Raw genomic sequence first — 398 nt, forward strand, 5'->3', positions numbered from 1 at the left:
TCTTGGCTAAAATGATAAAAACTTAAGGAATGCAAAATTAAAACCCACACATTTTGATCAAACTTTTTTCAAAATGTGTGGGTTTCCTCTATTTATAAATCAATATTTGTAGCAATACTTTGATCAAGCTATAATTCAAACCAACATAACCAGTCTTTTTATCTCATTCGTTGACGAACAAATACGAATCCACCTAAAGCCACCAACAACATTCCTACAATATATGAAATCATCTCCATTGATGTTCCACCTGTGTTAGGAAGCCATACTGATGTCTTAATATTTTCTTTAGTTGGTGGAACTTTTGGATCTGTGCTTGGATTTTTTGGATCTACGCTCGGATCTTTTGGATTTTCCTTGATTTTTGTATTCGTAATATCATAACCTTTTACTTCGGA

1 protein-coding gene is annotated in these 398 nt (G+C 32.7%); it reads right to left on the reverse strand.

Features of this window, described 5'->3' with window-relative positions; translation table 11 throughout:
- Nucleotides 1-158: 158 nt before the first annotated feature.
- Nucleotides 159-398: LPXTG cell wall anchor domain-containing protein (locus COI75_RS17250; RefSeq protein ID WP_141535130.1), on the reverse strand; the 240-nt coding region annotated here is incomplete at its 5' end.

The sequence above is a fragment of the Bacillus cereus genome, assembly GCF_002564555.1.
Classification (GTDB): domain Bacteria; phylum Bacillota; class Bacilli; order Bacillales; family Bacillaceae_G; genus Bacillus_A; species Bacillus_A cereus_K.